Below are 25,853 nucleotides of genomic sequence, written 5' to 3'. Positions count from 1 at the left end.
GCAACTGACGAAAAAAATGGGCAAAATTAAGGAGCTTTCCGGTTTTTAACGAAAAAACACGGTTACGGCGCACCTGCTATGCAAGATGCGCCATAACCGTGTTTTTTATTCATGAATTGGGAAGCTGCCGCTTCTCGATTAAGCAGCCCGGCCCGGTTAGATTTAAGGAGTTCCTTCCGGATCGCCCGCTTGGCCATTCGTCTTCGATGATGAGAGTGGCTCTTCCTCCGTTTCAGGCTTGCCTTTCAACCATTCGAGTATCTGACCATATTCCTCGTCATTCAAATATTTTGCCAATATCTGCTCGGCTTCCGTCAGTTCCGCCGCCGTCAAGCCGTCCTCCATCAGCGTGGACAACCGCTGCATCTCCTCTTGGGGCAGCTTCTTCATCAGAGCCGCGAACAGCTGCTCCTTGTCGGATGCCGGAATCTCCTCTTTATTGCGGGTCAACGCATCGGGGGAGATGACAACCCGCTCCCGCTCAGCCGCTTCGGCGGAAGAGATTCCGCCCATCACAGGCAGTGCTCCGTCACCAGGCTCCTCCTTTGGCGGATCGGAAGTTTCCTTACCTGCTGCCGGGGCTTGCGGAGTCTTCGGCTTCTGCTTGCTGTTGTCCTGCTGCGCCTTGCCACCGCCTCCGAACAGCTCCCCCCACATCGTGGTGAGCGTGAGAGAAGACCGCTCAATCGGAATTTGAAACGTGTTCAGCGCCGATTGAATATAACGATCGACGACAACCGCCGTCGTGGCTATCGTGATGAAGCCGGATAATACACTGACCGTCACGATGATGGCGATCAGTCGGAAAATGCGTAGCGTCATACGCATAAATGATGCCTCCCAGCCAGCTACCCGTCCGTCTAGCAATGGAAGAGAGAACGGGTAGAGTTGCATTTGTCTTACTTCCTAGTATGCCCACAAATGCGCAAAAAAAACCGGCCGTTCCTCTCAGGAACAACCGGTTAGCATCACTTCTCTTCATTCATTAACTTATCGATAGATTGGACGAACTTGGTTCGTCTGTTCGCGATTGCGCCCGACCGAGAAGATCGAGATCGGAATGCCTGTCAGCTCCGATACCCGCTTCACATAGTTGCGGGTGCTCTCCGGCAGATCTTCCATCGTCTTGCATTGCGAGATGTCTTCCATCCAACCCGGCATTTCCTCGTAGATGGCTTCGCATTCCGCGAGCATATTCAAGCTCGCAGGATAATGCTCAATCACCTGGTCACGGTATTTGTAAGCCGTGCAGATTTTGACCGTCTCCAAGCCAGTCAGCACGTCCAGCGAGTTCAGGGACAACCCGGTAATGCCGCTTACCCGGCGCGCATGGCGCACGACGACGCTATCGAACCAGCCGACGCGGCGGGCACGTCCGGTAACGGTGCCGTACTCATGTCCCGCTTCGCGGATGAAGTCTCCCGTCTCGCAGTTCAGCTCAGTCGGGAATGGTCCGTCCCCTACACGTGTCGTATAAGCCTTGGCCACGCCAATAACCTCTTCGATCTTGGAAGGTCCCACGCCCGAACCGATGCAGACGCCGCCTGCCGTCGGATTAGAAGACGTAACGTACGGATAGGTGCCTTGGTCGATATCGAGCATGACGCCTTGCGCCCCTTCGAACAGCACCTTTTGGCCGGCATCGATCGCGTCGTTCAGCACGACGGACGTGTCGACGACATACTTGCGGATCGCATCCGCATATTGCAGATATTCGTTCAGCGTCGCTTCAATATCCAGTTCTTCGCCGCCGTACATTCGGATCAATTCGTTCTTCTCTTTCGCGAGATGGCGGAATTTCTCTTCAAATACGTCCTTGTCGAGCAAGTCAACGATGCGAATGCCGTTGCGCGCGGCTTTGTCCATATAGGCAGGTCCGATCCCCTTGCGGGTCGTCCCGATTTTGTTCGGTCCTTTGCGTTCTTCCTCCAACCCGTCCAACACCATATGATATGGCATAATGACATGCGCGCGATCGCTGATGCGGAGATTGTCGGTCGAGAAGCCATTATCGTGAATATATCCAATTTCTTCGATTAACGCCTTTGGATTGACCACCATGCCGTTTCCGATGACACAGATTTTATCCGTGTAGAAGATGCCGGATGGTATTAGGCTCAGCTTATACTTTTTATTATTGATTAGGATCGTGTGCCCCGCATTGTTACCGCCTTGATATCGCGCTACTACATCTGCGCTTTCGGCGAGGAAATCGGTGATTTTCCCTTTCCCCTCGTCACCCCATTGGGTTCCTACGACGACTACTGTAGACATTTTCATACCCCCGTCGGGTGTTCACACACCAATATTCGCTGCATTCTTCTGAAGGCAGCATTTTAAGTGTATCAGCGTTAGAAGATGAAGTCAATAAAAAAGCGAACGTTACGTACCGGCCACATATCAATGTTCGGAAAAGTAACGCTCGCACGCTATGAATTCCATTAAATGTCTATCCCGTAGGCATTTCATGATGACTGCGTTCGTAGCTTACGAATTTATTGAAATTTTTGAGGAAGACGAGCTCGACGGTCCCAACCGGACCGTTCCGCTGCTTGGCGATAATGATCTCGATGATGTTCTTCTTCTCGGTATCCTGATTGTAATAATCATCGCGGTACAGGAACGCGACGATATCGGCATCCTGCTCAATCGAACCGGATTCCCGCAAGTCGGACATCATCGGGCGCTTATCCTGGCGCTGCTCCACGCCCCGGCTCAGCTGCGAGAGGGCGATGACAGGAACCTCAAGCTCCCTGGCAATCTGCTTCAGCGTCCGGGAGATCTCGGATACTTCCTGCTGCCGGTTCTCTCCCGGCTTGCCGCGGCCATGAATGAGCTGCAGGTAGTCAATCAGAATCATGCCGAGCCCGCGCTCTTTCTTCAGGCGGCGGCATTTCGCCCGGATATCGGCGACGGTCACGCCCGGCGTGTCATCAATATAGACTTCGGCCTCGGACAGCGCCGCAATCGACATCGTCAGCTTCTCCCAATCGTCATCCTCCAGTTGTCCGGTGCGCAGCCGGCCCGCATCCACGTTCGACTCCGCGCAGATCATCCGCTGAACGAGCTGTGAGGCGGACATCTCCAGACTGAAGATCGCCACCGTCTCCTTCGCCCGCACGCCGACATTCTGGGCGATATTGAGCGCGAACGCGGTCTTCCCTACCGAAGGACGAGCCGCCACGATAATGAGGTCGCTTCGCTGGAAGCCTGACGTCATCTTGTCCAGATCGGGGAATCCCGACGGAATCCCCGTCGTCCCGCCCTGATGCTCGCTCAGGAACTCGACCCGCTCGTAGACATCCATCAGCACATCCTTAATCGCGATGAAGCCGCTGGACGAACGGCGATTCGATATTTCCAGAATCCGCCGCTCCGCATCGCTTAGCAGGCCGGAGACATCCTCGCCTCCGGAATAGCCTTCGCTCACGATCTGGGTCGCGGTCCGGATAAGGCGGCGCATCATCGACTTCTCTTCGATGATCTGCGCATAGTAATCGACATTGGCCGCGGTCGGCACCGCGTTGGCCAGCTTCGTCAGATACGAGATACGGCCGACATCCTCCAGCTGCTGCTTCGCCTGCAGCTTGGCCGTCAGCGTAATCAGATCGACAGGCTGATTTTCCTCGCCGAGCTCAATCATCGCCTCGTAGATCATTTGGTGAGCCGGATCGTAGAAGTCCTCCGGCTGAATCCGTTCCATCGCCGTAATCAAGGCTTCGGATTGCAGCAGAATCGCCCCGAGTACCGCTTGCTCCGCCTCCAGATTTTGCGGCGGAATTCGATCAACGAACAAGTCGTTCATCTTATTCCTCCGTGACGTGAACCTTCACTGTCGCCTTTACATCCGGGTGCAGCTTTATGGTTACATTCGTATAGCCGAGCGAACGAATCGGTTCGTCCAGTTCGATCTTACGCTTATCGATTTTGAGCTTCATCTTGCTGAGCGCTTCCGCGATCTGCTTCGTCGTAATCGCCCCGAACAGGCGGCCGCCTTCTCCGGCCTTCGCCGACAGCGGTACCGTCGTCTCATTCAAGGTCGCAGCGAGCTTCTCCGCATCCAGCTTCTCCTGCTCCTTGCGTTTCTGCTCCGATTTATGCTGTTGCTCCAGGGTCTTCAGATTGCCGTCCGTCGCCGGACGCGCAAGTCCCTGCTTGAACAGGAAGTTCTGCGCATATCCTTCGGAGACTTCCTTGATTTGCCCCTTCTTGCCTTGTCCTTTAACATCCTGCAACAAAATGACTTTCATTCGAACAGCCCCTCTTCCGCATCAATTTCTTCGAGCACGCGTCTCAGCGTGGCCTCCGCTTCCTCCAACGGACACGCCAACTGCACGGCCGCATTGGTCAGATGGCCGCCTCCGCCCAGCCGCTCCATCACCACCTGGACATTCATCTGCCCGAGCGATCGCGCGCTAATCCCGATGAGTCCGTCCGGACGTTCGCTAATGACGAACGATGCCAGCACATCGGTCATATTCAACAGCGTATCAGCTACCTGCGCGATGAGCAACTGTGAATATTTGCGTCCTGGCTCCGTTACCGCGACCGCAATATGCCCGTACAGCATTTCCGCCCGCCGGATAATCTCGGCCTTCTCGATATATTCATCGAGATCCTGCTTCAATACACGCTGCACGAGCAGCGGATCGGCGCCTTGACGGCGGAGGAAGCTGGCCGCATCGAAGGTGCGTGAACCGGTCCGCAGCGTGAAATGCTTCGTGTCCACCGTTATCCCCGCCAGCAGCGCCGTCGCTTCCAGCGCGCTCAAGTTAATCCGGTTATGGATATATTGCAGCAGCTCCGTGACAAGCTCGGCCGTGGATGACGCATACGGCTCCAGATAGACAAGCACCGCATCATTGATGAATTCCTCGCCGCGTCGATGATGATCGATGACGACAATCCGTTCCGAGCGCAGCAGCTTCGGCTCTTCCACTAAGGAAGCTTTATGCGTATCGACCACGACGACCAGGCTGGCCTCGGTAATCATCTCCACGGCTTCGCCCCGGGTAATGAACCGGGACCAGAGAATCTCGTCCTTCCGCAGCTGATCCACCATCCGGTCGATAGACGGATTGCTGTCGTCCAGTACGATAAACGCCTCAACCCCAAGCATCCGGCACGCGTGCAGCACGCCGATTGCCGAACCGATTGCATCCGTATCCGGCACTTTATGCCCCATAATGAACACGGCGTCGCTCTGCTGGATGAAGTCGCGCAGCGCATGTGCGATGACGCGGGCACGCACTCGCGTCCGCTTCTCGACCGCGTTCGACTTGCCTCCATAGAAAGACAGCCGCTGGCCCATGCGGACAGCAACCTGATCCCCGCCCCGGCCCAAGGCGATATCGAGGCTCGATTGAGCCATCCGGCCGAGCTCGGCAATACTGTCTGCTCCGGCCGCAATCCCCATGCTGAGCGTAACCGGGAGCTTATTGCCGAACAGCACCTCTCTCACTTCGTCCAGAATCGCGAACCGCGTCTGTTCCAGCGCCTTTAAGGTCTGTACATCCATGACCAGGAAGTACCGCTCGGAAGAAAGCCGCCGAATCAGAATTCCGTTCTCCGCCGCCCATTCTGTAATCTGGCCGGCGACACGCGCGATAAGCCCGGTCCGCTGCTGGTCCTCCATGCCTTGAGTTGACTCTTCCAGGTTATCCATAATGACCGTTCCGACGACGATCCGTTCTTCCTCATACCGCTTGCGGAGGGTCCATATCTCGGTAATGTCCGTGAAATAGACAACCCGCTCCCCCGGCACGATATCCGCATGGACGATGCGTCCGCCGATGAACAGCTCCTGTGAGTGCTCCGAGTCCTTGCCGGACTGGAGCTGAGGGAAAACCTCCCCGAGTTCATCGCCGACCAGTCCGTCCTGCTCCACAAGCTGCGCCACATAAGCATTATGCCATTCGATGACCCGGTTCTCGCTATACAGGAGAATGCCGTAGGGCAGATCGACGATGGCGCTCTCTCCGGCCCGCTTGACGCGAAGCCCCAGCGTGGTCAGATACAATTCGGTTTCTTGCCGGAATTTGTGTTCCGCCGCCAGTGAAGCCACGGCCAATGCGGCAATCCCGGCAAAGGCAAGCAAGCCGACCATCCAGTTGTAATAAGCGAGGACGCTCGTGACCACGACCAGCAGCACGAACGTCCAGATGATATGCTTGAAATACCAGCGTTGGAACAACATTTTAGGCATAGCTTCTCACCCTACGCTTTTGGCTTGGACATGGCCTGTCGAAGCGGAAAGGCCAGATCCACGATTCCGATAATTCGCAAGATGCCATGGAGCAACGGCACAAAGATGACTGCAATGGTAAAAGCGACCGGAATGACCTTGTTCCATTTGCGCGAATGCGCCAGGAAGAACAGGAATCCGATGCCTTGCACCATGAAAGCGATTTGAAGCAGCGGGACCAGGTTGATCAGGATTAGAGTCAGGAAGCTTCCTGACGACTTCTGCACGATCAGATCCAGAATGATCGTAATTAAGTAGTACCAGATCAAGGCGCGCGGCAGCATCCACTGCCGCACCGGCTTCAGCTTCTGCACCGGAATGCCCTGCGCCGTCAGCAGCGCCCGGCTAATCGCATACGTGATCGTACCCATATAGAGCGCGCCGATAATAAGCATGAACGGGATCATTTGGCTGAGCAGGAGAACGAATTGCTCCTTCATCTCCTGCGTCAGATCCGCCGGGAACAGCGAAGTCTGCTGCAATCCAGCCATGCTCTCGGTCATCACTGACATAATGTACTGATACACATTGAAGTCGAATGCGAGCTTGGCAAGCGCCAACAGGAGCAGCGATTCCACGAGGAATGTAGCCGTTCCCGCGACATATACGTTCAAGGCCGGTCGCTTCTGCTTGAACATATGACCGAATACGATTCCCGGAATCATAAAATATACACCCGTCAGCACGCCTGCCATCCCGAAGCCGCCGAGCAGAAAATAAACAATCAATAACAATGCCGCCCCATGCAGAATAAATCCGCGCAGGGATTGTGTTGCGTAGAGCATGACAAACGGCACCGCCATAAGACTCATCGTCAACACCATAATCGGTTGTAGGATGGATAATAACAATACGAGCGCCGCAACCGCCCATGCTAACGATGACCAGCGATATTTCAACCTATTCACCTCTTGAGAAGCTCTTCTTCCCTCTTGGTTCTATCCCGTTCGTCACGCAAGAACCGGGGCTAACTTCCTTATTTTTTCCCTGTCCCCAATAAAACCGTCATTCTTCATTATACCATATTTACTTGATATTCATGGCTTTCGACGTGAACTGCTCGCAATATTCAATAATTTGGCTGCGCCGGACAATGCCGATGAAGCGGTTCATATCGTCAACGACCGGAACGAAGTTCTGCACCTTGGCCAACTTGATCAGATCCTCCATATTCGAATCGATGCGTACCGTTTTATGGCGCACATTCAAGGGCACATCCTTCAGCACAAAGCGCGATGCGTTCTCGAAGGTGATGCTCCCATTCGAATTCTTCATATGCCACAGCAGGTCTCCCTCGGTAACCGTCCCCACGAATTCCCCTTCATCATTCAGTATGGGTACAGCGGTATAGCGATGATGCTCCATTTTTTCCAAGGTTTGACGCAAGGTGGCGCTCACCGTCAAACATACGACTTCATGTTTGGGTGTCAAGAAAAAAGCAATATTCATCCGCGTGGTCTCCTCCTCATGTCAAGCAGGGGCCATTTTTCTCCCTAAGAATAAATTAACACATTTCCCTTATCAAAAACAAAGAGTCAGCCGCAATCACGACTGACTCGATCCGTTTTAATCTTCCTTCACTTCACGCGGTTCCATCAGATCGGCCTTCTTCGTGTTCGGATCCAGCCAATTATCAAGGAGCGTCTTCACATAATCCATATCATCTTCATCGACCATATAGTACCACACATTGCTCATCATCTTGCCGTCGCCATGCAGCATATAGCTGCTCAATTGCGGCGTATCCGACTGCGTGAACATCGTTTTCGCCAGGTCAATCATGAATTTAGGACGAATATCGGTCGAGAAATTATTACCCATAATTTGAATAAGTTCTGGAATTCGGCCGATTTTATCCATTTCGATTGCCCGGTGCATGATGGCATTCAAGAAGATGCGGTGGCGCATCGTCCGGTTCATGTCGGAATCCTCACGATAGCGGACATAGTATAATGCTTCCTGTCCGTTGTAGATTGGCTTATTGGCCTCGATCCGGAATTTCTCATGGTTCGGGTCCTTGTTCACAATGTCTTCCTTAATCGGAAGCTCTACGCCATCCAATGCATCGACGACATCCTTCAAGCCCTCGAAGTTAATGGTCGCATAATGATCGACTTTATGCTTCAGCAGGTTCTCCACCGAGTCCATGCTCATCTTGGCCTGCCCGTAGGCGTAGGCATGGTTCAGCTTCGTCTCGAACCCTTTGCCGATAATCTCGGTGTACGTATCGCGCGGAATCGACAGCAGGAGTACTTTATTGTCTTGCGGCCGCACGACGGAATAAATGATGGTGTCCGAACGCCCGACTTCATTGCCGCGGGCATCGATGCCTAACAGCAATACCGAGAACGGCTCGGTAACCTTCCGGATAACTTCCTCTTTTCCTTCAATCGGTTTGTACGAATTCTCCAGTGTCTCCTCCACATGCCCCGACAGGAACATGTCGAACGCCAAGACCGCGATCTGTTTGCGGAAAAAAAATCCTCCGAAACCGATGATGGCGATGACCAGGAAGGCTATCCACCATTTTTTATATTTTTTCATGCTATCAACTTCTTCCTTTTTGATGAATTTGTAGCGCCCTGCCCGCTGCCTTGTTTTCTCTTTGCTGTACTTTCCTGGGCAAGTTCGTTTGCCGCACCCCTTTGCCGGATGATTACACAACTGATCAACAAATGAAACATCGCTTCTTCCCACCGCGTCTTCCCCATTAAGACGCAATTCGCGCGATGCATTCCTTTAGCATATTATGCTCCGGGACACGCCCTTGATGAATGGCGCATCCTACCGATCGACACTCGTTCAATCCGGTTCCCTCTTCCCGGTCGATCCAAGAAGCTGAAGCCGCCTTCTATTCATGTTCGGCTTACCCCTAGCTGCTCATGGTCCGATTTATCTATTTTTTAGCCTGTCGCATGAGTTGGAACCATGAGGTATTGCATTGGATCTTACCATACATTGTCGAATTACAGAAAACAACAAGTTTTATTTTACATGTATTTGATCAAAAAATAAAATACAGATTCGTCACAGTTTTGGTGTATATATTGAAAATATGGCAATAATTAATAGATTTTTAAGGGGAAATTTATGATTTTTTTGAGGTCAGACATGTAAATGAAGACATAAAAAAACAGCCGAGTCGTCGACCCGGCTGCTCTCTTGGATTACTCCGTTGTGTATGGCAGCAACGCTACTTGACGGGAGCGTTTGACCGCTACAGTCAACAAACGTTGATACTTTGCGCTTGTTCCTGTTACACGGCGAGGCAGAATTTTACCGCGCTCGCTGATGAATTTCTTCAACAGATCCGTGTCTTTGTAATCGATGTGCGTAATTTTGTTCGCAGTGAAGTAACATACTTTACGGCGCTTGTTGCGTCCTTTACGGCCGCTAAAACGACGCTCGCTGCGTTCGCCGCCTTCATTTTGCTTGAAGCTCATTCCATTCAGTCCTTTCCCTATTAAAATGGCAAATCATCATCAGATATATCGATCGGTCTGCCGTCGTCAGAGAATGGATCCGCTGCCGGACCGCGGGACTGGGACTGGGGCTGGTTAGAGCCGCCTCCGCCATATGGCCGTGAGTTATTGTTCGGCTGTCCGCCGCCATAACCTCCGCCCATATCATCACGACTTCCTCCGCTGTCGCGGTTGGACTCCAGGAATCGTACGTTATCGGCGATAACCTCCGTAACGTATACGCGCTTCCCTTCATTGTTGTCGTAATTGCGGACTTGGATTCGGCCTTCCACTGCCGTCAGCCGACCTTTACGCAAGTAATTGGCGCAAGTCTCTGCCAACTGCCGCCATGTAACCACCGGAATGAAATCCGCCTCGCGCTCGCCGCTCTGGTTCGAGAACGGACGATCGACCGCCAGCGTAAATTGCGTCACAGCAACCCCGGATGGCGTATAGCGCAATTCAGGGTCACGGGTTAGACGACCAATCAAGATCACGCGATTCAACATGTAATCCCCTCCTTCGACGTATCCTTACGAAATACGATGGTTGGCAATTAAGCCACGTCTGTTGTTACGAGATGGCGGATAACTTCGTCGGAGATCTTCATTTGACGCTCCAACTCGGCAACCACTGCAGGTTGTGCAGTGAAGTTCACGAGAACGTAGATACCGTCGCGGAACTTCTTGATCTCATAAGCAAGGCGGCGTTTGCCCATCACGTCGTGCTTCGTAATTTCCCCGCCTTCGTTAGAGATGACGCCTTGGAATTTGTCGACTGCAGCTTGGACAGCTTCTTGCTCGATGTCTGGACGAATGATGTACATCAATTCGTATTTGCGCATTTCACGTTCACCTCCTCTTGGACTTCAGGCCCCTGATCGGTGTGTCAGGAGCAAGGAGCGAGAAAACTCGCACTAAATAAATATATCAAAAACAGGGCTATGGTGCAAGCCATTCCTTTGTTGGCTTGGCATTTTTCATCCCGCATTACCGTCACCCCAGTAAGATGGGTTCCATGGGAGCCGTTTCTCTCCTACATTTCTCCACTCATGAATCTGCAACCGGACGCGAACAATACCATTGAAGAAGGGACAATTCTGCCGATGTCAGGAGGTGGCAAGGATGGGTGAACGCACCGAATTCGAGCCGGGAGACAAAGCGCCCAACGACGGTATCTATATGGAGGTAGGCGAAGCCAGCTTCCATACCGAGATTCAGGATCCGAAGCAGATTCGATTGAAAAAGGGCGAAACGTTTCCGGAGACGACCAACAAAGACCGCAAATGGAAAAAGAAATCACACGCTCTTACACACTAAATAAAATCTTCTGCGCATAAAATCGGCAATAACAGCCATAATAACGACTGACGGTGCAAAGCGAGGTGGGTTCCGTTGAACATTGCAGCGAAACAACCAAGTGATGACGCACACTTTACGATAGCATCATAAGAGAAGCGAGGGGATGTGCCAAAGACACTTTAGTCTGAATCACGAATCTTGTATGGTCTGCCATATATGATGAACCTGAGCCATCTGAAGAAGTGAAGTAAAGAAAGTCTAATCATGCACCGTCAACCAGGAAAGGACTCTGCAGCTGCGGAGTCCTTTCATTTGTGTACGTGGCGAGTCCAGAGTCACGGATTCACACAAATGCCAAATAAAGTAGACGTATAATAATCGCTATGCTAGACCGTGTACCTTGTGATTGGGCGGTCTATTTTTGTGTGTAGGTATATCAGCAGCGTCACGACAAACGTCAGTAACGCGAATATCCAAAGTGTAAACCAATTGATCTTATCAATAATAAAATACCTCCTACGCATAATCGCGTAAGAGGTACCGTATCAGTTAGTCGCCAGGCAAGCAGCCAACGGTCTAACGTATGTATTAGCCATTAGTTCCGGTATCCTACCAGAGGGTAGAACTAAAGTGAAAGTGGCGGAAAGGGTGGGATTCGAACCCACGCACGCTTTGACACGCCTAGCTGATTTCGAGTCAGCCCCCTTGGACCTCTTGGGTACCTTTCCACAGCACAATTCATTCTACCACATGGAATTTAAAAATGCAAGATGTTTTACTCCACTTTTTTTAGGTCTCCGTCTCTGCCGAACGAAGCACTTTTTTCATGCTTTTTTCGAACTTGGCCCGCGGAATGAGCACGCTGTGCTTGCAGCCTACGCATTTAATGCGAATATCCATCCCCATACGGATAATTTCCATTTCATTCGTGCCGCATGGATGCGGCTTTTTCATTTGCACGATATCTCCCAATTCAAATTGCTTACGTTCCATTCGTCGAGAACCCCTTTCCTTCAAAGTTTTCGATCACTGCCGTGTCCTCCTCTTTCTGGTGCTGCGACTTTCTAACCTCCAGATTGATGAGTCTGGACACCTGCGCCTGGGTGAACGGCTTGCATTCCGCGATGATGCGTATCGTTGTCTCGGTGCGGGTCATCGTCTGAATGCCGAGCACCTGCGGCTGCCGAATCACATTCGGCTCACGCACCGGCAAGGCTGCCAATATATTCTCCATTCGCTGAACCGCCGCATCGACATCTTCATCCGCGGCGATGACGACGTCCACCACCGCTAATGAATTGCTGATCGAATAGTTGGTTACGTCCGTAATGCTTCCATTGGGGATAATATGTATCTCCCCTGTCCAACTGCGTATCCGCGTAGACCTTAGCCCGATCATTTCCACCGTTCCCTGGAACTGTCCGACCTTGACAACGTCCCCTACGGCGAATTGATCCTCGAAGATGATGAAAAATCCAGTCATCACGTCCTTGACCAAGCTCTGCGAGCCGAAGCCGATTGCAAACGTAACGACCCCTGCCCCTGCCAGCAGCGGCGCCAGATTGACGTTGAACTCCATTAAGATGAACATAATCATCGTGAAATTCAGAGTCAATGAGGTGACATTTTTGAGCAGCTTCACAATCGTGAGCAGCCGGCGCGGGTTAAGCGCAAGATTGCCCCTTCCCTTCTTGTTTATGGTTCGGTCAATCATGCGGAAAAGCACCTTGATTCCAATCCGGGAGATGAGAATAATGAGCACGATCCGAATGGACTTAATAAGAAGCCATTCCCATGTGGAAGGATCCGTTATCCAGTCCATCATCTGATGCTGCCATTTCTGAAATATGCCGACCGTCTGTTCGATGTTCTGCTCCATCATGTTGGTATCTGCCGGTTCTGCCTGCAGCATCGTCTCACTCCTCTACCGATTCTATCAATTGAATATATTGACCCTCTTGCTTATAGAATATCCCGCGAATCTCAACCCGCTCGGTTCGAATCAGCGTGCGGACCGCCTCCAGATCGTCGGGCTGGAACTGAATGGACAGCGCGCATCCTGCCGTTATCTGCGCCGGCGTCGGACAAGTATCAATATCCAGCTCAAGATACTCCATCAGCATTTCCATTCGCAGCGCATGCTGGGTAGAATCAAAGGCCAGCAGCCATTCTTCCGCCTCCATTCCATTCATAACGGTGCACCCTTCCTTAACAGTATGATTTCCTTCTTGCGAGTATAAAACTCCTCTTTCATCCATATACTAGTTACTACTATTTCGTAGAAACGGAGGTTGCGCCGTGAGTTATTCTCTCTTTAATTCTCCCGCTCCAATAGATTGTCCTCCATGCAAAGTGGATTATAACACACCGGAAGCGCTGACGACGCTGGTCCGTTCCTGCCGCGATCACTTGCGCATGCGCGCGCCTTACCAATCGCTGACGGTTGTATGCATTGGGACCGATCGTTCCACCGGAGATTGTCTTGGTCCGCTTGTCGGCACGTATCTGGGCAAAATAGCCACTTCCCAGTACCGTGTCTTCGGGACGCTGCAGCAGCCGGTCCATGCCATGAATTTGCAGGACAAGCTGGATGAATTGCGGCAGGAGGATCCAACGACCTTCATCTTGGCTGTCGATGCCTGCCTTGGCCAGAGCAGCAGCGTTGGCGCGGTTCAGATCCAGCATGGCCCTGTCCGACCGGGCGCAGGGGTGAATAAACAATTGCCCCCGGTCGGCGACATGCACATTACTGGCATCGTCAACGTCGGAGGCTTCATGGAATATTTCGTGCTCCAGAATACTCGGCTTCATCTGGTCATGAGCATGGCCGAACTGATCGGAGAAGTGATTCATCAATCGATCGTAGGGATAACCCCTGTCAACTAATCTCTGTCTGCCTTCGCCGAGGCGGCTTGTCCACGGCTGGCTGCCGCCGCTTCAAGGGCCTGCTTTTCTTCCGGTGATAAGGAATATGTGGATTGGCCTTTCTCCACAGGCTTCGCGTATACATAGGAATGATCCCGGCCATGAATGCCTGTCAGCACAATGCCGTCTTGTTCATCGTTGATCCAGGCAACCGAGAAGCTCAGTTCGCTCCCATGCTCTGCAAAGGCGTTGTAACGCTGAATGCCGACATGGGACTTCATTCTGGCTGCGGCTCCTTCCAGCTGCTGAATGCGCCGTTGATGCTGCTCGATTCCGCTCCGCAACCGGTTCATGTCATCATGCATGCTGGACAGCACCAGATCGAGCTGCTCGACTCCGCTCTCCCCCATGATGGACATGTATTTCCGCCGCAGCTTACGAAGCTTCACGCCCTGAATCCATACTAATAATAGTAACATAAGAGATAACCCTGCCGTACACAGTACGACCAGCGGTAACCATTCATTCCATAATTCATTCATCATAGGTCTCTGTTCTCTCCTGCCTCTAGCTTATCCGATGCATAACCAATGTAGAGCTTCCGTTACCTTTTCGATATCTTCCTCTGTCGTATTCCAACCGACACTAATCCGCAGAGCGCCGGACTCCAACGTCCCCGCTGCCCGGTGGGCCGCAGGAGTGCAATGGTATCCCGCCCTCACCGCAATGCTGAATTCGCGATCGAGACGATGGGCCAGGACGGAACTATCGATACGATCACTGATCAGGGATACGATTCCCGTCCGTGGCTGCCCGAGCGCAGGACCAAGAACATGCAGGCCTGGCAGCCGTTCGATCGATTCCATCAGCTTCTGAGCCAGTTCCCACTCCTTCTTATACCTGGCCTCCACCGTCTCCTGCAGTACATATCGTACCCCTGCTTCCAATCCGGCGATACCGACCGTATTCGGCGTCCCCGCTTCATAACAGTCCGGCCGCGTGGCAGGGTGAACCGCTTCATCGGAATAGCTTCCCGTGCCGCCCTGTACGAGAGGATGGACATCGAGATAAGGGTCAATGTATAGCCCGCCGGTTCCCTGTGGTCCAAGCAGACCTTTGTGGCCGGGAAAAGCAAGCATATCAATCCCAAGCGCCGCCACCGATATGGGCAGCAGACCTGCCGACTGGGCAGCATCCACAAGCAGCTTCGCGCCATAATCATGCGCAATGGCCGCAATCTCCCCTACCGGCTGAATGGAACCGAACAGATTGGAGCTATGATTGCAGATGACGAGCCGGGTATGAGGCTTCATGGCCTGCCGAATCTGATGAAGATCAACCGTTCCGGATGCATCCGCTTCGACATAAGTGACCTGAACCCGATGATGGCGTATCAGCCACTCCAGTGGACGAGTAACCGAGTTATGTTCCACACCGGTTGCTACGACATGATCCCCTGGCCGGATGTAGCCATGAATAGCGGTGTTCAACGCCATCGTCGTATTGGCCGTCCAGGCAATATCTACCGGATTGGCCACCTGGAACAGCTTAGCGACCGCCATTCTCGCATGAAGAATGCGCTTGCCTGCCTTCACGGACATCCGATGCCCGCCTCTCCCCGGATTCCCTCCTTCTTCCAGCATCGACCGCTGCATCGCTTCCATGACGCATGCTGGCTTGGGCCACGAGGTGGCTGCATGATCCATATAAATGATCGGAGGCGCATCCTCTCTTCCGCGCATCTCATCCACCTCATTCTACCTATAACTTTACCTGATCCCGGCATGGACAAATAGAACATTTTTGTAACCTTTTCTATCCCAATATTTCCCTGGAAATAAGCTGTTTTTAGCCGAAATCTGTCCGGCAAAACCTCGTCTCAAAAAGAAAAAAACTGGCATTCTTAGTTTAATCCTTTGGGCAAAGGATGACAACCAAGTGTCCAGCTTTTTGCAAAAATTATTATTTGGAAGAAACGGTCTGCAGCAATTCCAGCAATCGCTCCAAATCCTGCTTGCTGAAATACGCAATCTCAATTTTTCCTTTGTCTTTATTTTGCTTAATCCGGACCGTGGTGCGGAATTGTTCGCGCAGGTTCTCCTCTACTTCATGCAGATATGGATCATGGCGAACAGCCTTTGGCTTTTCTGCCGGCTTGTTTTTCTGATGAAGCTGCTGTATCGCCTCTTCCAGTTGTCTGACGCTCCAGCCTTGCTCAATCGTCGACTTCGCAAGCTGCTTCACTTTCGTCGTATCTTTTACACCTACGATAGCTCGTGCATGTCCCATCGATAGTGTTCCACGTGAAACATATTCCTTTACTTCTTCCGGAAGCTGAAGCAATCTTAGGAAATTAGCAATATGCGAGCGTGATTTCCCTACCTTTACAGATAGCTCCTCCTGCGTAAGCGAGAATTGATCCATCAGACCTTGGTAGGCGAGCGCAAGCTCAATTGCATTCAGATTTTCCCGCTGCAGGTTCTCAATGAGGGCAATTTCCATCACTTGCTGATCGGAAAAGGTGCGAATCACCGCCGGTATCGTTGCCAACCCGAGCAATTGCGAAGCCCGGTAACGCCGCTCTCCTGCAATGATTTCGTAGCCTTTGACGACGCTCCGAACAATAATCGGTTGGATGACACCATGCTGCTTAATCGACTCGGCCAACTCCTGAATCGATTGTTCATCGAAGTTTTTGCGCGGCTGATAAGGATTTGGGCGCAATTGCTGCAAGGAGACTTCCGTAACCTTATCATCGTCGTTCACGGATAAGGAAGGAATGAGTGCATCCAAGCCGCGTCCTAAACGCTTACTCATATGAAATCACTTCCTTCGCAAGTTCCAAATATACCTCGGCGCCTTTCGATTTCGGATCATACGTCATAATCGACTGTCCATGCGACGGTGCTTCGCTCAGACGGATATTCCGAGGAATGATCGTTTGATACACCTTTTGCTGGAAATACTTTTTCACCTCTTCGATGACTTGAATGCCCAGATTCGTACGAGCATCCAGCATCGTCAACAGCACGCCCTCAATTTGCAAGGACGTATTGAGATGTTTTTGCACCAGTCTTACTGTATTGAGCAGTTGGCTCAATCCTTCTAAGGCATAGTACTCGCATTGAATCGGAATAATGACGGAATGAGAAGCCGTCAGCGAATTAATCGTCAAAATCCCTAATGACGGCGGACAATCAATCAATATATAATCATACAAATGGGCCACAAGCTGCAATGACTTCTTCAGCCGGACTTCCCGTGAAATCGTCGGCACCAGTTCAATCTCGGCCCCTGCCAATTGAATTGTGGCCGGTATAATATGCAAGCCTTCGACCATCGTAGGAACGATCGCATCTTTGGGATGGACGTCATTAATGATGACATCATAAATGCAGTTGGCTACATCCGCTTTATTAATCCCTACTCCGCTTGTCGTATTGCCCTGCGGATCGATATCTACCAGTAATACCCGCTTACCTTGCAACGCCAAACCCGCACCCAAATTCACCGTCGTCGTGGTCTTCCCGACGCCGCCTTTCTGGTTGGTAATGGCAATGACCTTAGCCATTCCTCTTCACCTCAATGTTGATTCTTTCTGCCTTATCCAGCTGCATCGAGACTTCAATTGCTTTCCTATGCAATAAAAAGAGCGGCGTCTTGGCTGCCGCCCTAACGTTCCGCCATGCGAACAACACCAACGTCTTCATCCGATTGTAAGCAACGGTAGACATGCAGCACATGATTGGACTTCAAGACGTGATTTTATCGTTTCGGAATTTTAATCACAATTTCATAATGGTCCTCATGATCCGTCTCATCCGTTTTAATCTTCAGACCGGATCCGGATACCATATCAATCGACTGGCGAATCGTGTTCAAGGCCAAGCGTACATCTTTCGTGAACGAAATACGTTTCGTCTTTTTGGCCTTATTGACTTCTTTATAGAAAGCGACTCTCGCTTCCGTCTGCTTCACATTCAGTTCCTTCGTAATGATCTCATTCAATAGCTTGAGCTGCCATTCTTCCGAATCGAGACTCAACAGTGCCCGGGCATGACGTTCCGTCAACTTGCGTTCCATCAGAGCTGTCTTGACTGCTTCAGGAAGTTGAAGCAACCGAATCTTGTTGGCTATTGTCGATTGGCTCTTGCCTAATCGCTGCGCCAGGCTTTCTTGTGTCAGATCATGGAGATCAATCAGCTTCTGGTAAGCAACCGCTTCCTCGATCGCGGTCAACCCTTCACGCTGCAAATTCTCAATCAGGGCGATGGATGCCGCTTGGGAATCGTTAATCTCTCGAACAATCCCCGGGATGGTGTCCATATCTAGCTTTTTCACGGCCCGCCAACGCCGCTCCCCGGCAATAATCTCGTACTTGCCGTTACGCCGCCGAACCACGATCGGCTGAATTACACCATGGGTCTTGATCGTCTGACACAATTCATCAATTCGTTCATCATCAAAAATGGTACGCGGCTGATAAGGGCTGGTGACAATCTCGTTCACCGGAAGCTGTTTAACCTCATCCAGCGCTCCCCGCTCTGCAAAACCGAATAACCGAGACAGTTGTTCTTTCATATCCGATAATACCACCTAACTTCAAAATAATGCCAGACACTTGAAGAAGCGGCAGTTGCTCTGCTCCATCGGATTGTATAATCCGTAATCCATACCTACATGAAAAGCCTACCCGTGCTATATCCATGCTGATGCATAAATACAGCTATCCTCTATCCTATCTATTCTCCAAGCAGGCACCTATTTCCTGCAAGTAGAGAACATAAACGAAAAATTTGTTCCACGTGGAACAAATCACCAATTCCATTGGCACCCATTTCTGCTCTACTTTACATGATACCATGATGTTCCTGCGTTTCATAGATATTCTCGGAACGTTTCATTCCCCTTCCAAGCCCAAGATGCTATGACTGCACGTAACACCATAATCTTTACTAAGAAGTCTTCACGTTCCCGCCTTCATAGAAAATTCCTCCTTATTTTATTGTCCAGGGACATCTACCCATAATCAGTTGTCTACCACTGTTTTCATTAAACCATCAATTGATGGATCGTAAGACCGCTTACTTTTAAATCCGCAATTTGCGTCTCCCATTTATGACGACTCTGTATCTTGTCCATTTGCCTCTTTCGATTATACTCATTTTCTTGTGAATCGACCTAGTGCGAGAGGTATTATTTTGCTTACGATGAGGAAAAAACGGGGAGGCTATTTAAGCCTCCCCAATTTTATGAACGAATAATTAATTGATGAAATGGATAGTTTTTAATTTCGCGGTATAGAATGACTCTCCCTAATAGGACCGTAGCTTGCCATTTACCTTCTGGTAGATTCTTTAAAATCAATAATAGAAGGTCTCTAACAGTCATGTTCTCATGGGGAATAGTTATAGGTATATCGAGTTCTTCCTGATACTCTTTTTTTTCAAATCTGAATGTATAGGGCAGATTTACAGACAATATTCTTAGCAACTCATAACATCTGACAGTTTTTTCGGGCACAAGAGCTAATGGAATATCGATATCAATTGGATACTGCTTATCAAAGTTGGCCGGCTCCTGTGTATCCCTCTTTCTTCCAGGGTCATTGCTTCCAAATCCAGAGTAATTCCAAGGAGCTTCAAAGTGTTGAATTAACATCCCTTCAAGATCGGCGTTTTTAAAAACGGGTATAGAAATAGCTTTAAAAGAAATGGAATGAGGGTCAAGGTTTTTACGATGCTGAATATGAATTGCATGGCGTGTTAATCGATTTTGAAAGCCTGCTTGCGAGTCAGTTTTACCTACATACATAACATTATCATCCTGTAAAAGTAAATAGACTCCATTTCTCTTCACGGGTATTGTAGCAATATTTACGTACGTTAGAGGCGCCGCACCTACACTTTCAATGAATGGAGGTAAATCTCTTTTGAAGGCACGCTCTAGATCAAGTTCGAATTCGTCAAAGCCGGGTATCAGCAAAATCTATACACACCTTTTTAAACTCTTTTTTTGTAGTTCAGCTTGCTTTAAAGCATCATATATTTGCTTGGCGACTTGAGCGGCTAAATCCATCGGTACCGCATTGCCGATTTGTCTCATCGCCTCACTCCAAGAGCCTTGGAAAATGTAACTATCGGGAAAGGTCTGTACTCTTGCTGACTCTCTTACCGTCAGATACCGGTATGTACCATCGGGAAAAGCAATCATATTTTCCCCTCCTGGCACCCCGTGTGCACCGGCTTTAAGTGTTTTCGACGGTTCGTCCAGAACACTTCCAGTATGTCCGGGGTAAGGTTTGGCACCTGGTTGATAAATATGATTAGCAATACTTGTTTCTACTAAAGGATCAGGCAGATCACTGATTGCATCTCGCAGAGTCATCCAGGGAATAAGCGGATCGTCCATGGTCACCTGAACTAAGCTTTCCAACATTTTAGAAGAAGGTGGCGCTTGCGTAGGAGAAATAGACCTTGAAGACCAGTAGTCACCAGTGACCCACTTTGCTATTTGAAGAGCATACTGTGAATGTGTAGCTTCAGGAAAACTCCACTGAGCATCTATATCAGCACGAAAGCCAACAAAAAAGATACGTTCTCGGCGTTGTGGGATACCGTAGTCTGCTGCGTTCAAGACTCTAGGAGGGATTACCTTGTACTCTAGTTTATTGCCTCCAGTACCTGTATGATGTCTCTCGAGACGACTCAAATGATCTTGCCAAGATTCCTTGTCCTTTCGGGATAAAGAAGGATAAGTAAGTTGTAAAACAATGTATTCAATATAGGTCGAGAAAGATTTTCTAGCGAGTCCACGAACGTTTTCAAACAAAAATGCCTTTGGTCGAATTTCACGCACTGCTCTAATCGCTTCGGGAAACATGTCCCGATCATCATTCCAAGCTTGGTGTCTCCCGCCCAAAGAAAAGGGTTGGCATGGCGGCCCCCCCGCCACTAGGTCAAGATCATGACCAAAATCAGAATATGCAAGGTGGCGAACATCGCCCTCGACAATATTCCACCAAGGTCTATTTAGGCGTAATGTTGAACATGCATCTGAATTCCACTCAGCAACTGCCACATGTTTAAAACCGGCTTTTTCCGTACCGAGAGCCAGTCCGCCAGCTCCAGCGAACAATTCAAGTGCTTTCATTGTTTCCTCCAACTGAAAAATATTAGATATAATTTCATTATATCATTCGAATGAAGCAGATGCAGTATTTGAATTTTATTGTTATGAATTGCAGGTAAATGAGAGCTTTTGTCGATTATTAATTATGTTATGATTGAAGCGCGGTTGCCCGATATAAATATCCGTTCAAAGTAACTGAACTTATTCGCCAATCACCACTTGAAGTGGGCAACTTGTCTTTACAAGTGCACCAGTGATACGCATCCCTCCTGTTTATGGAAACGGTTTAGTCCATCCAAATGTTGCAATAAATGATGATAGGGATTAACGCTAGAGATCGAATCGAACCTTCAATGACAGAACAGGTGAATACTCATCCTTGCGAATAGCCGAAGCTCACGGCATATTGGGTGGTACATTGAGCTTGGGTAAATCATAAGAGCCGCAAGACTACTCCTGCGACTCTGTCATGAGAATAAATCATTCTTTTTCTAGCAGCTTTCCTTCCCTCGCTTTTCTTAACAAATCATAATAATCCAATCCACAGACCATCACGGTTTCAAAGTAGAAATACTTCATGTCATCTTCCTGTTCTTCTGGAGATTTTACCTTGAACCATTCTTGCTCCATCTCTTTTTCAGTAAAGACATTAGACCTGTAGAAAGAAAGACCAACCTCTGCAAAGTCATAATCAAATCCTAATTCGGGCTCACTTGTTCTTAATGCCGTTATTTTATCAATTATTTCGATCAACTTTTCGGCCTTTGTATTGAAAACATCGATTCCATAGCATCTAAAGTTTGCAAATTCCATTAAATCTCGTAATACCTGGACTGCAATCAATTTTTGATTTTCATCACCGGAAAAATAAAACGTTTAAAACATCGTTCCAGTTCATCATCATATCGTTGCATGTACATTTGAATACATTGATTAACTTCATCTTTGGTCATTCCCAACTTAATCGTTCCAACCGCGTGACCTGGTTCAATGATTATTTTATCCATTGCAGTTCCCCATATTACAGAATTGTTATATGCCAAAATACACGAATGCATAATCTATTAAAATAGATAGTTCGGGAGCATAAAGCGGAACATTTTCAAGAGCAAGGATCTATAATCTTGTATGAAACCACGCTCTAATGACTTTTATTGAAATATTCAATGATTAACACGAGTAACCCTAAGAAAAATAACATGAGTCCAATTACGAATGGGATGCCTAGAAACAGGCTTTGTGCATTACTGATATCCAATGCACCAAAAATTGCAAACCAGAGCTTTGTTCCTCTCCAAGTGTCAATACTAGATGAAAATTTTGCAGCAAGAGTGATTATTGTTAGGCAAATTAAAGTTCCATTAAATAGTAGCACACTTCCAATGATCGATTTTTTCATCCCAACTCTCCTCACAGTACCGATTCTTTTTTATTTTTAAATCATCTCTCATCATCGTTATTAAATGGACTTCCATTTACACAGATCTATTATAACCTAAGGTGTAATTATTTGGATGTATTTAACAATACCTTTTGACAAAATCCCCCCAATTCTATATGAATCAGGGGAAACAGTCAGAGTATTAAGCTTTAGGGGCACCAGTTGGAGGGGATGGTGTTCTTGCAGATGTACTTTTACTAGTGTTTTGTCTAGACCAATATTCATTAGATTTTGTTAAGAGTACGTTGTTAGATCCAGTCTTTGTATAGTAATAATTATTCAGAGATCCACCCGCATAAATAGTAAGAACATATTCCCCTGAGTAGTTATCCGTTCTATACTTTATATAAGGTCTAGTTCCCCAAACAGTCCAAGCTGGTACCGTTGCACCTTTGGAAATTGTGGAGGTTTGTTCAACACCTTTAGAAGTTGAAAAGCCAAATTTATTTTTAATCTCTACAGCTCCGGTAAATCCCATGTTATATGATACTTTTAAGGTTTGTGTGTACGTAGCTGTTATTTCAACATCCGAACGATAGTTGTCCTCTGTAATCCAAGAAGTAGAATAATGAAGGTAATATTGAGATGATGTCAATTTTGGTTCCTTGCTCCATCCCTCTTTAACTACCTGTCCATCACTATACATAGATGCCACATTTCTAAAATTTTTATTGGATGTTTTAATCTTGGCAACAATGCTATCAACATTTTGAATGTCTTCAATATGATTATTCCTGTCTGAATTATAATATTCTAACAATGATTCTTTAAGAGCTTGTTCATTGATAACTTCTCCAGTAAGCTTGTCAATTCCTCTTAAATCAGCGACTTTTTCTACCCTAACCAGTTTATCAGAGGGAGGAGATTCTCTATAAATTGTTGAAGACTCTAGCATCGTAATAGGTTTAGGATCAATAATTTTAACCTTCCCACTTTCAGCTAAAACGGTACTACCTAAAGCCATTACTGACATCAAAAGTAGAAACAATGCTTTTTTGACAATCCTCATTTATTTATTACCTCCTAAAAAAATTTTAATCATCATTTGGGCTATTAATTTTTCTTCCCTATGAACTCCGTTCAACGTAAAACTACGATTTTTTTTAATAAAAAATAAGCCCTTTAAGCTCAATTTTCGAATTACTCTAAACTTTCAGAAATATTTCTAATTTCTCTCCTAATCAGTCTCTTCTTCTGAATTTCCAAGAGGTACTCATCAAGCTTCTGACTAAGTTGCACTACATCGTAATCTGTAAACTTCTTTCCGCTTTGAACGGCTTGTTTCAGCATATGTCGCGTTCTTTCAATCTTAACTTCATCAGCATCGCTTATTTCGTTTATAGGGCTGTCAAAATAAAAACGCTCAATAGGCTCTACCACCTTTCCTAACGATCTGTCATTTCTAGTACCTGCTCCATATCCTTGATCTAAAGATGGCAGCCCGGTGTTTGTTCTATTTTCTAAGGATAAAAAGCAGGTTGCTGTCATCAACAAATGCTGTTAATTGTCATTGTATAGAAGCCTTCTTAAATACTAGATTCTGCAATTTCGAGGAAGTTTTCGACTATTGTCGACATATTTGTAAAACAAAGAAAAATAAAAAAGAGCCTTTAATATCTAAGGCTCATCAGAATCCAATATATCCTCTCCACTGTTAATCAGAATTGTTACCATGGAACGTAAACGTCATCACCACCACCGTAAAATGAAATATTCTTTTCTTTATACGCGTTGTATTCATTTGAGTGTGACCAGGGAACAATAACGTTACCCCTGACAGAGGCTATAGTGATTTCCTGTTTATTAAGTTTATAGCCAAATGATAAAGGCATCAAAAACAGAAAAACTGCCATAACAGTCAGAATCAGTTTAGTGACTGCTTTTTTCATTCCAACCCCTCCTCATTTTTTAATTCGGCAAAGAGTTTCTTTATGTTATCTTCCATTTGGGAGCTATGATTATCTTTTGATATTTGAAAAATGAATTCCAAGCATTCATAGGTATGTTTAGGCATACTAATTTTTGAAAAGATGATCGCACTCTTTATAAAGCAACTCAGGGCTTCATAGCTTTTCCCAATCATGATCATGTATTTTCCTTTATTAAGGAAGTAGTGAGCATATCCTGCCTTTGATATAGGGTTACTTAAATTCTTAGGGAGAAACTCCGGTTCGTGATGGATTAATATTTCTACAGGGCTTACATCGTAGGAAGAAAGATACAGCTCAATAAGTGTGTTAACGATATTAATTTTATAGAAAGACGTTTTCAGGCATTCCTGTAATTGAGTAATTGCTAAATCTGTTTTTCCCTTGCGCTGATTAAGTTTTGCTGTCATAAAATCAACATTCTCTTTAACAAAAGGAAAGTTGAATAAGCTGAATGTTTTCAAGTATTTTTCTGCTAACTCGAACTTTTCCTGATGGAAATAAGAAGAACAAATCAACAATGTTGAGTAAGCCTTAAAGCTGCTCTCCGATTCATCCTCAATGATAGCGCTCTTGCATAGCTCGATACATTCGTTGAACTTACGCAAGTTATAGGCATGCACGCCCAACTTATAGTACAAAGTTATTCGCTCTTCGGTGGACAAAAACTCCGTATAATGCAAAATGTATTTTCCCGATTGAAATGTTTCTTCCAACTTGCTGAAATCATCTCGTTCCACTAAATACTTTTGAAGCGACCCTCGCGCTACAAAGGACTGCATGCCGTGGCTCCTGGCATAGGCGATCACCGTGTCGAACAACGCGAGTTTTATTTCGGTCTTGTCAGTGAGCTGCTGTGCATTGAGCAATAGTTTCGCTGCTATTGCATCGCTGTTTTCATCTTCGGATTCTAACAAGCATGAAGTGATCTTTGCGCTTAGGGATGCATTTTGGAGTGAAAAAGAGTCATAAAGCAGTGTAAATAATGTATCGGAGCGGGGGTTTGTTAACATGAATGGATCCAGCATTTCGTCGAGGGGAATTTCCAAAGCCGCTATGATCGGCTGGATGGTTTTAAAGTCGGGCCGCCGAATTTCTCCATTCTCGATCTTGGAAATACTCCCGCTGCTCACTTCTGACAATTCGGCCAAACGAGCCTGCGTCATCCCCCGCTCTTGTCTATAGCGTTGAATCAGTTCCCCCAAGGTTGAGAACTCCAGACTGACGGAACTCACGCCCTCACCTTCCTTATAATGGAATTATTCATATCTATACATTACCATTTCATGATTGTTTTGTAAATGAAATAGGCATAACGACAATTTAACCGATTTTTACTGAAGACATATTTAACGAAGATTTAACCCAAGGGCAACTAAAGGGGAGTCCGTACACTTCGGCAAAGCGATGGCTGACTTGCAGATTAAAGCACATCAAGGCAATTACACCGCAAGCCAAGGGACGGGTGGAACGTCTCTGGCA

30 protein-coding genes and 1 tRNA gene are annotated in these 25,853 nt (G+C 48.0%); 2 read left to right on the top strand and 29 right to left on the bottom strand.

Going from position 1 to position 25,853, the window contains the following annotated elements; translation table 11 throughout:
* Window positions 1–162 precede the first annotated feature (162 nt).
* From DQX05_RS11925 to rpsF, 11 genes are all read right to left on the bottom strand, one after another.
* Window positions 163–828: a spore coat protein gene (locus DQX05_RS11925; protein ID WP_119793806.1), complete on the bottom strand. Its 666-nt coding sequence runs from the start codon at window positions 826–828 to the stop codon at window positions 163–165.
* Window positions 829–990: 162 nt separating this feature from the next.
* Window positions 991–2,274 carry an adenylosuccinate synthase gene (locus DQX05_RS11920; RefSeq protein WP_119793804.1) on the bottom strand — a complete coding sequence of 428 codons (1,284 nt, stop codon included), beginning with the start codon at window positions 2,272–2,274 and terminating at the stop codon, window positions 991–993.
* Between the two features lie 175 nt (window positions 2,275–2,449).
* Window positions 2,450–3,805 carry a replicative DNA helicase gene (gene dnaB / locus DQX05_RS11915; protein WP_119793802.1) on the bottom strand — a complete coding sequence of 452 codons (1,356 nt, stop codon included), beginning with the start codon at window positions 3,803–3,805 and terminating at the stop codon, window positions 2,450–2,452.
* Window position 3,806: 1 nt separating this feature from the next.
* Window positions 3,807–4,250 (bottom strand): 50S ribosomal protein L9, encoded by a 444-nt coding sequence (gene rplI / locus DQX05_RS11910; RefSeq protein WP_087442700.1) that lies wholly within the window; start codon window positions 4,248–4,250, stop codon window positions 3,807–3,809.
* The gene (locus DQX05_RS11905; RefSeq protein ID WP_119793801.1) at window positions 4,247–6,205 is read right to left on the bottom strand and encodes a DHH family phosphoesterase; all 1,959 of its coding nucleotides are present in this window, start codon (window positions 6,203–6,205) and stop codon (window positions 4,247–4,249) included. The genes rplI and DQX05_RS11905 overlap by 4 nt, the downstream gene beginning before the upstream one ends.
* 11 nt (window positions 6,206–6,216) lie before the next feature.
* Entirely contained in the window at window positions 6,217–7,152 is a 936-nt protein-coding gene (locus DQX05_RS11900) for a YybS family protein (protein ID WP_259391928.1), read from the bottom strand.
* A gap of 118 nt (window positions 7,153–7,270) precedes the next feature.
* Window positions 7,271–7,693, bottom strand: a complete 423-nt coding sequence (locus DQX05_RS11895) for a CBS domain-containing protein (protein WP_119793797.1) — start codon at window positions 7,691–7,693, stop codon at window positions 7,271–7,273.
* A gap of 117 nt (window positions 7,694–7,810) precedes the next feature.
* Window positions 7,811–8,788, bottom strand: a complete 978-nt coding sequence (locus DQX05_RS11890) for an LCP family protein (protein ID WP_119793795.1) — start codon at window positions 8,786–8,788, stop codon at window positions 7,811–7,813.
* A gap of 623 nt (window positions 8,789–9,411) precedes the next feature.
* Window positions 9,412–9,687, bottom strand: coding sequence for a 30S ribosomal protein S18 (rpsR, locus tag DQX05_RS11885; RefSeq protein WP_119793793.1), 276 nt, complete (start codon window positions 9,685–9,687; stop codon window positions 9,412–9,414).
* A 20-nt stretch (window positions 9,688–9,707) separates the two neighbouring features.
* Window positions 9,708–10,214, bottom strand: a complete 507-nt coding sequence (ssb, locus tag DQX05_RS11880) for a single-stranded DNA-binding protein (RefSeq protein WP_087442693.1) — start codon at window positions 10,212–10,214, stop codon at window positions 9,708–9,710.
* Between the two features lie 47 nt (window positions 10,215–10,261).
* A complete protein-coding gene (gene rpsF, locus DQX05_RS11875) occupies window positions 10,262–10,549 on the bottom strand; it encodes a 30S ribosomal protein S6 (RefSeq protein WP_119793791.1) in 288 nt (95 codons plus the stop codon).
* Window positions 10,550–10,829: 280 nt separating this feature from the next.
* Here rpsF and DQX05_RS11870 point away from each other — a divergent pair, with 280 nt between their 5' ends.
* Entirely contained in the window at window positions 10,830–11,024 is a 195-nt protein-coding gene (locus DQX05_RS11870; protein ID WP_006678725.1) for a YjzC family protein, read from the top strand.
* Between the two features lie 619 nt (window positions 11,025–11,643).
* Here DQX05_RS11870 and DQX05_RS11865 read toward each other — a convergent pair.
* The 4 genes from DQX05_RS11865 to DQX05_RS11850 form a co-directional block, all read right to left on the bottom strand.
* Window positions 11,644–11,734, bottom strand: a tRNA-Ser gene (locus DQX05_RS11865).
* A gap of 61 nt (window positions 11,735–11,795) precedes the next feature.
* Window positions 11,796–11,999, bottom strand: coding sequence for a DUF951 domain-containing protein (locus DQX05_RS11860; RefSeq protein WP_087442692.1), 204 nt, complete (start codon window positions 11,997–11,999; stop codon window positions 11,796–11,798).
* Complete coding sequence (locus tag DQX05_RS11855) at window positions 11,989–12,918, bottom strand: mechanosensitive ion channel family protein (RefSeq protein ID WP_119793790.1); 930 nt, start codon at window positions 12,916–12,918, stop codon at window positions 11,989–11,991. The genes DQX05_RS11860 and DQX05_RS11855 overlap by 11 nt, the downstream gene beginning before the upstream one ends.
* A gap of 4 nt (window positions 12,919–12,922) precedes the next feature.
* Window positions 12,923–13,198, bottom strand: coding sequence for a putative Se/S carrier protein (locus DQX05_RS11850; protein WP_119793788.1), 276 nt, complete (start codon window positions 13,196–13,198; stop codon window positions 12,923–12,925).
* Window positions 13,199–13,304: 106 nt separating this feature from the next.
* Between DQX05_RS11850 and yyaC the strand changes: the two genes are divergently transcribed.
* Window positions 13,305–13,892, top strand: a complete 588-nt coding sequence (gene yyaC, locus DQX05_RS11845) for a spore protease YyaC (RefSeq protein WP_182914715.1) — start codon at window positions 13,305–13,307, stop codon at window positions 13,890–13,892.
* Here yyaC and DQX05_RS11840 read toward each other — a convergent pair.
* The 14 genes from DQX05_RS11840 to DQX05_RS11775 form a co-directional block, all read right to left on the bottom strand.
* Window positions 13,889–14,416 (bottom strand): DUF4446 family protein, encoded by a 528-nt coding sequence (locus DQX05_RS11840; RefSeq protein WP_119793784.1) that lies wholly within the window; start codon window positions 14,414–14,416, stop codon window positions 13,889–13,891. The two genes, yyaC and DQX05_RS11840, sit on opposite strands and share 4 nt — an antisense overlap.
* 27 nt (window positions 14,417–14,443) lie before the next feature.
* On the bottom strand, window positions 14,444–15,613 hold the full coding sequence (locus DQX05_RS11835) for an aminotransferase class V-fold PLP-dependent enzyme (protein ID WP_119793782.1): 1,170 nt from the start codon (window positions 15,611–15,613) through the stop codon (window positions 14,444–14,446).
* A 220-nt stretch (window positions 15,614–15,833) separates the two neighbouring features.
* On the bottom strand, window positions 15,834–16,688 hold the full coding sequence (locus tag DQX05_RS11830) for a ParB/RepB/Spo0J family partition protein (RefSeq protein WP_119793780.1): 855 nt from the start codon (window positions 16,686–16,688) through the stop codon (window positions 15,834–15,836).
* Entirely contained in the window at window positions 16,681–17,442 is a 762-nt protein-coding gene (locus DQX05_RS11825) for a ParA family protein (RefSeq protein ID WP_119793778.1), read from the bottom strand. Before DQX05_RS11825 ends, DQX05_RS11830 begins: the two co-directional genes overlap by 8 nt.
* A 194-nt stretch (window positions 17,443–17,636) precedes the next feature.
* A complete protein-coding gene (gene noc, locus DQX05_RS11815) occupies window positions 17,637–18,452 on the bottom strand; it encodes a nucleoid occlusion protein (RefSeq protein WP_119793774.1) in 816 nt (271 codons plus the stop codon).
* Window positions 18,453–19,121: 669 nt separating this feature from the next.
* A complete protein-coding gene (locus DQX05_RS11810; RefSeq protein ID WP_119793772.1) occupies window positions 19,122–19,856 on the bottom strand; it encodes an Eco29kI family restriction endonuclease in 735 nt (244 codons plus the stop codon).
* Window positions 19,857–19,859: 3 nt separating this feature from the next.
* Window positions 19,860–21,023, bottom strand: a complete 1,164-nt coding sequence (locus DQX05_RS11805; RefSeq protein ID WP_119793770.1) for a DNA cytosine methyltransferase — start codon at window positions 21,021–21,023, stop codon at window positions 19,860–19,862.
* Window positions 21,024–21,482: 459 nt separating this feature from the next.
* Window positions 21,483–21,845 carry a hypothetical protein gene (locus tag DQX05_RS11800; protein WP_119793768.1) on the bottom strand — a complete coding sequence of 121 codons (363 nt, stop codon included), beginning with the start codon at window positions 21,843–21,845 and terminating at the stop codon, window positions 21,483–21,485.
* The gene (locus DQX05_RS30685) at window positions 21,842–22,009 is read right to left on the bottom strand and encodes a hypothetical protein (protein WP_182914714.1); all 168 of its coding nucleotides are present in this window, start codon (window positions 22,007–22,009) and stop codon (window positions 21,842–21,844) included. Before DQX05_RS30685 ends, DQX05_RS11800 begins: the two co-directional genes overlap by 4 nt.
* A 134-nt stretch (window positions 22,010–22,143) precedes the next feature.
* Window positions 22,144–22,401 carry a hypothetical protein gene (locus DQX05_RS11795; RefSeq protein ID WP_119793767.1) on the bottom strand — a complete coding sequence of 86 codons (258 nt, stop codon included), beginning with the start codon at window positions 22,399–22,401 and terminating at the stop codon, window positions 22,144–22,146.
* 184 nt (window positions 22,402–22,585) lie between these two features.
* Window positions 22,586–23,452 (bottom strand): hypothetical protein, encoded by an 867-nt coding sequence (locus tag DQX05_RS11790; protein ID WP_119793765.1) that lies wholly within the window; start codon window positions 23,450–23,452, stop codon window positions 22,586–22,588.
* A 131-nt stretch (window positions 23,453–23,583) separates the two neighbouring features.
* On the bottom strand, window positions 23,584–23,931 hold the full coding sequence (locus DQX05_RS11785) for an aspartyl-phosphate phosphatase Spo0E family protein (protein ID WP_119793763.1): 348 nt from the start codon (window positions 23,929–23,931) through the stop codon (window positions 23,584–23,586).
* Between the two features lie 179 nt (window positions 23,932–24,110).
* The gene (locus DQX05_RS11780; protein ID WP_119793761.1) at window positions 24,111–24,332 is read right to left on the bottom strand and encodes a hypothetical protein; all 222 of its coding nucleotides are present in this window, start codon (window positions 24,330–24,332) and stop codon (window positions 24,111–24,113) included.
* The gene (locus tag DQX05_RS11775) at window positions 24,329–25,606 is read right to left on the bottom strand and encodes a helix-turn-helix domain-containing protein (protein ID WP_119793759.1); all 1,278 of its coding nucleotides are present in this window, start codon (window positions 25,604–25,606) and stop codon (window positions 24,329–24,331) included. The genes DQX05_RS11780 and DQX05_RS11775 overlap by 4 nt, the downstream gene beginning before the upstream one ends.
* Window positions 25,607–25,853: the final 247 nt, after the last annotated feature.

The sequence above is a fragment of the Paenibacillus thiaminolyticus genome, assembly GCF_003591545.1.
GTDB lineage: Bacteria > Bacillota > Bacilli > Paenibacillales > Paenibacillaceae > Paenibacillus_B > Paenibacillus_B thiaminolyticus_A.
The sequence above is the reverse complement of the archived record's forward strand: the minus strand, read 5'-3'. Positions and strand labels throughout refer to the sequence as shown.